The following is a 5,480-nucleotide window of genomic DNA, read 5'->3' on the forward strand; positions in this document are numbered from 1 at the left end:
ATTTTTATTTAATGAGCAAAATCAAGGTAAAAAACCCAGTTGTAGAGCTGGATGGCGATGAAATGACTCGTATTATATGGGAGTTTATTAAAAACAAACTAATTCTCCCATATTTAGATCTTGGTATTGAATATTACGATTTAGGCATGAAAAGCAGAGATAATACTGATGATCAGATCACAATAGACTCTGCGAATGCAATCAAAAAAATTGGTGTTGGAATTAAGTGTGCAACGATTACACCTGATGAAGCGAGAGTAGAGGAATTTGATTTAAAAAAAATGTGGAGATCTCCAAACGGAACCATAAGAAATATAATTGGAGGAACAGTGTTTAGAGAACCAATTATTTGTAAAAATATTCCAAAACTTGTTCCCTCTTGGACAGATCCGGTAATTATTGGAAGACATGCATTTGGTGATCAATATAGAGCAACAGATTTTAAAGTTCCTGGAAAAGGAAAAATGGAAGTGAAGTGGACATCTGAAGATGGAAAAGATGAAATTAAATATGAAGTATTTAATTTTACAGGTCCTGGTGTGGCTTTATCAATGTACAATTTAGATAAATCAATTGAAGACTTTGCAAGATCTTGTTTCAGTTATGGGTTAATTAAAAAATGGCCTGTTTACATGTCTACTAAAAATACAATTCTAAAACAATACGATGGAAGGTTTAAAGATATTTTCCAAGAAATTTTCGACAAAGAATATAAAAGCGAATTTGAAAAAAATAATTTAACTTACGAACATAGATTAATTGATGACATGGTTGCATGTGCAATGAAATGGAGCGGAAAATATATTTGGGCTTGCAAAAATTATGATGGAGATGTGCAATCAGATACTATGGCACAAGGTTATGGGTCTTTAGGATTGATGACGAGTACATTGTTAACTCCAGATGGAAAAGTAATGGAAGCAGAAGCTGCACACGGAACAGTAACTAGACATTATAGAATGCATCAACAAGGAAAAGAAACTTCAACAAACCCAATCGCATCAATTTTTGCTTGGACAAGAGGATTAGCTCATAGAGGTAAATTAGATAGCAATGAAGAACTGATCAAGTTTGCACAAACTTTAGAAAAAGTTTGTATTGAATGTGTAGAAAGTGGATCTATGACAAAAGATTTAGCAATTCTTGTTGGTCCAAATAGTAAATTCTTAACTACTAATCAGTTTTTAGATGAAATTGATGGTAATCTTAAAAAGAAATTAAATTAAAGATTTTATTTTTTCAAAAGCATCATTGATTTTGGATTGATCTTGACCACCAGCTTGAGCAAAGTCTTTTCTTCCACCGCCTCCTTTGCCACCGATTACTTCTGAACCTGCTTTTACAAATTTTACAGCATCAAATTTTTCAGTTAGTTTTTCTGTAACACCTACAGCTATACCAACTTTGTCATCTTTGCTTGCAAAAACTATTACAATACCTTCGCTCAATTCTTTTTTACCTTTGTCTACAAGTTTTCTTAATTCTTTAGGTGGAAGATCTTCAACATTTTGAAACCTTACTTTCACCCCATTAACATCTTGATCGTTAACTTTATTTTTGGATTGATCTTGTAATATTGAATTAACAGATAATGTTTCTAACTGTTTGTTTAAATTTTTTATTAAAACTTTTTTATCAGTTTCATCTAAATTAGGCTTTCCACCAAGTGCTGAAATTTGTTTGCTAAATTCATTAATTTGTTCATCATCTTTTTCAGATGATAAATTTAACATTTTCTCTTTATTTTTAAGGTAGTCCTCTAGTTGCTTATCTCTTAAAGCCTCTACTCTTCTAACTCCTGCAGCAATTGAGGATTGGCTAATAATCTTAAATTTACCAATATCACCAGTATTTTTTACATGGGTTCCACCGCATAATTCAGTTGAAAAATATTTTTCTCCTTCATCCCCCATTGATAACACTCTTACTTCGTCTCCATATTTTTCACCAAATAGTGCTAAAGCTCCATTATCAACTGCCTCTTTAGGTGTCATTATTCTTGTAGTTACATCTGATTGTTTAGAAATCATATCATTTACATGACTTTCTATTTTTGCCATCTCATCATCTGAAATCGGCTTCATATGGCTAAAATCAAATCTTAACCTTTCTGGCTCAACAAGAGATCCTTTTTGAGTAACGTGCGGACCTAATACTCGTCTTAGAGATTCGTGTAATAAATGAGTTGCTGAATGATAAGCTCTTGTATCATTTCTTTTCTCAATATTGATTTTCATTTCAACATCTTGTTCAAGCTTTATTGAGCCTTTTTTAACTTTTCCGTAATGAACAAATAAATCTCCCAATTTTTTTTGAACATCGGTTACTTCAAATTCAAATTCATCCTTAGAGATCAATCCTGTATCCCCTACTTGACCTCCAGATTCAGCATAAAATGGGGTTTGGTTAACAACAATGATACCTTCATCTCCAGCATTTAAAGTATCAACCTCTTTGTGGTTTTTAAGAAGTGATTTTATCACTCCTTGTGCTTGATCATTTTCATATCCTAGAAATTCTGTAGCTCCATGTTTTTCTTTAACTCCATACCAAACTTGCTCAACTGCACTATCACCAGATCCTTTCCAATTTTTTCTTGCAAGCTCAATACTCTCTCTCATCAACTCGCCAAATCTTTCTTTATCAAATTCTAAAGATTTTGATTTTAAAATATCTTCTGTAAGATCAATTGGGAAACCATAAGTTTCATAAAGTTTAAAGGCAATATCACCTGGTAAAACTTTATCTATTTTAGAAATTTCATCATTTAAAATTTTAATTCCTCTATCTAAAAGAACTAAAAATTTTTCTTCTTCCATCTTTAAAGTTTCTTTAATTAAAGATTCTGCTCTTTTTAGTTCAGGATAATTTCCTGACATTTCATTTAATAGGATATCAAACAATTTTGAAAATACTGGATCCTTAGCTCCTAATAAATGAGAATGTCTCATACCTCTTCTCATAATTCTTCGAAGCACATACCCTCTTCCTTCATTAGATGGCAGTACTCCTTCAGCAATTAAAAATGAACTTGCTCTTAAGTGATCAGCTATAACTCTAAAACTTGAAAGATTAGATTTATCTGATTTAACTTTTACAATTTCAGATGCTGAGTTAATTATTTTTTTAAAATGATCTGTTTCATAATTATCATGAGTGCCTTGTAGTAAAGCAGCAATTCTCTCAAGTCCCATTCCAGTATCAACAGATGGTTTTGGAAGATTTATTCTTTTATCTTTTGTAACTTGTTCAAATTGCATGAATACTAAGTTCCAAATTTCTATAAACCTATCTCCATCCTCATCTTTAGAGCCTGGTAATCCTCCAGGTAAATGATCACCATGATCAAAGAATATTTCAGAACAAGGTCCACAAGGGCCTGTCTCACCCATTGACCAAAAATTATCTGATGTAGCAATTCTGATTATTCTGTCATCGCTAAAACCCCCTATTTTCTTCCAAAAATTAAAGGCTTCGTCATCTTCATGAAATACAGTTACATAAAGTCTGTTCTTATCTATTCCAAAATCTTTTGTAATTAAGTTCCAAGCATAATGAATTGCTTGTTCTTTGAAGTAATCACCAAAAGAAAAGTTTCCCAACATTTCAAAAAATGTATGGTGTCTTGGTGTGTAACCAACATTCTCTAAATCGTTATGCTTACCACCTGCCCTTACACATTTTTGTGATGTAGTTGCTCTTACATAGTCTCTTTTTTCTAATCCTGTAAATACATTCTTAAACTGGACCATCCCAGAATTGGCAAACATCAATGTGGGATCATTATTTGGAACTAGATTACTAGATTCCACAATCTTGTGATCGTTCTTTTCAAAATACTTTAAGAAAGTATTTCTTATTTCATTGAGTGTTTTGTCTGCCATATTTTTTAAAATACAGCTTTTTTATTCTATGTCTAGATATCGAAGGGAAAAAAGGCGCTTAAATTAAGCGCCTTTTATTAATAAAGATGACCTATTAATTCTTTTTAGATGGAGGAGTAGCTTCTGCTTTTTCAGCTTCTTCTTTTTCAGCTACTTTCTTTTCTTTCTCCAATTTTTCAGGATCGATTGGATTTCCTTCTATTTTCTTAGAAATCACACCTGCTTTTTCTCTAATTGCCATTTCAATTTCTGCAGCAACTTTAGGATTTTGAGCTAGATAAGTCTTGGCATTTTCTCTACCTTGACCAATCTTCTCACCTTTGTAAGCATACCATGCACCTGATTTTTCAATTATATCTGCTTTAGAACCAAGATCGACTAATTCACCCATCTTGCTAATTCCTCTTCCATACATCAAGTCAAATTCAACAACTTTAAATGGAGGTGCTACTTTATTCTTAACTACCTTCACTCTTGTAGAGTTACCAATAATTTCGTCTTTATCTTTGATGGCACCAATTCTTCTAATATCCATTCTTACAGATGAGTAAAACTTAAGTGCATTACCACCTGATGTTGTCTCTGGACTTCCAAACATAACTCCAATTTTCATTCTGATTTGGTTAATGAAAATCATCATTGTGTTTGTATTTGAAATTGAGCTTGTTAATTTTCTTAAAGCCTGACTCATTAATCTTGATTGAAGACCAACATGATGATCTCCCATTTCACCGTCAATTTCAGCTTTTGGAGTTAAAGCTGCAACAGAGTCGATAACGATTACTGAAATAGAGCCTGATTTTACTAGTGTATCAGCGATTTCTAATGCTTGTTCACCTGTATCTGGTTGTGAAATTAAAAGTTCTTCAGTATTTACACCTAATTTTTTTGCATAAACTGGATCTAATGCGTGTTCTGCATCAACGAATGCACAAATTCCACCAGATTTTTGAGCTTCAGCAACAACTTGTAATGCTAATGTTGTTTTGCCTGATGACTCTGGTCCGTAAACTTCAATAATTCTTCCTTTTGGTAATCCACCGATACCTAAAGCTAAATCAAGACTTAAAGAACCTGTTGAAACAGACTCGATATCCATCGCTCTCTTTTCACCAAGCTTCATTACAGAACCTTTTCCAAAATTGTCTGTAATTTGAGCTATTGCAGCATCTAATGCTTTGTTCTTTTCTTTAACGTCCATTTCTTGATCTTTAGTAGATTTAACTACTTTTAGGTTATTTTTCGTCATTTTTTGCCTCTTTTTTTAAATTTTTTAACACTCGAATCATGAAATAAATGTACACATTTTGTTCTCATTAGCAATATATTTATTTTTTAGCCTTGAAAATCAAATAATTACTTAAGTTTTAGATATTCGCTATTAAGCAAACCAACTGCTTTAAGCAGATTGTATTGAGCCATTAGATAGTTTTTCTCTGAACTTGCTAAAGAAATTTGAGCAGAAAGTAATAAAGCATTTGATTGAATAACATCTAGAGTAGTTCTCGAACCTCTTTCGTATTCTGCTGCAATTCCTTCATTAGCTATTTCAGCTGCACTTACTTGAACTTTAACTGAATTTAAAAAACTTTCTGA

At 32.2% G+C, this 5,480-nt stretch carries 4 protein-coding genes; 1 reads left to right on the plus strand and 3 read right to left on the minus strand.

Translation table 11 applies throughout. From position 1 onward, the window contains the following. The first annotated feature begins 11 nt into the window (after window positions 1-11). A complete protein-coding gene (locus ACTTBL_RS03150) occupies window positions 12-1,226 on the plus strand; it encodes an NADP-dependent isocitrate dehydrogenase (protein ID WP_440643582.1) in 1,215 nt (404 codons plus the stop codon). Here the strand turns inward: ACTTBL_RS03150 and alaS are convergent. The 3 genes from alaS to ACTTBL_RS03165 form a co-directional block, all read right to left on the minus strand. Then, the gene (gene alaS, locus ACTTBL_RS03155) at window positions 1,218-3,884 is read right to left on the minus strand and encodes an alanine--tRNA ligase (RefSeq protein WP_440643580.1); all 2,667 of its coding nucleotides are present in this window, start codon (window positions 3,882-3,884) and stop codon (window positions 1,218-1,220) included. The genes ACTTBL_RS03150 and alaS overlap by 9 nt on opposite strands. A gap of 94 nt (window positions 3,885-3,978) precedes the next feature. Then, a complete protein-coding gene (gene recA, locus ACTTBL_RS03160) occupies window positions 3,979-5,133 on the minus strand; it encodes a recombinase RecA (RefSeq protein WP_023854927.1) in 1,155 nt (384 codons plus the stop codon). A 107-nt stretch (window positions 5,134-5,240) separates the two neighbouring features. Further along, window positions 5,241-5,480 (minus strand): TolC family protein (locus ACTTBL_RS03165; protein WP_440643581.1); only part of this gene is annotated, 240 nt, incomplete at its 5' end.

The sequence above is a fragment of the Candidatus Pelagibacter sp. HIMB123 genome (assembly GCF_052048195.1).
Classification (GTDB): Bacteria; Pseudomonadota; Alphaproteobacteria; order Pelagibacterales; family Pelagibacteraceae; genus Pelagibacter.

Coding starts and splice junctions, on each gene's coding strand:
- ACTTBL_RS03150 (WP_440643582.1), top strand. CDS start 12: ATGAGCAAAATCAAGGTAAAAAACCCAGTTGTAGAGCTGGATGGCGAT.
- alaS (WP_440643580.1), bottom strand. CDS start 3,884: ATGGCAGACAAAACACTCAATGAAATAAGAAATACTTTCTTAAAGTAT.
- recA (WP_023854927.1), bottom strand. CDS start 5,133: ATGACGAAAAATAACCTAAAAGTAGTTAAATCTACTAAAGATCAAGAA.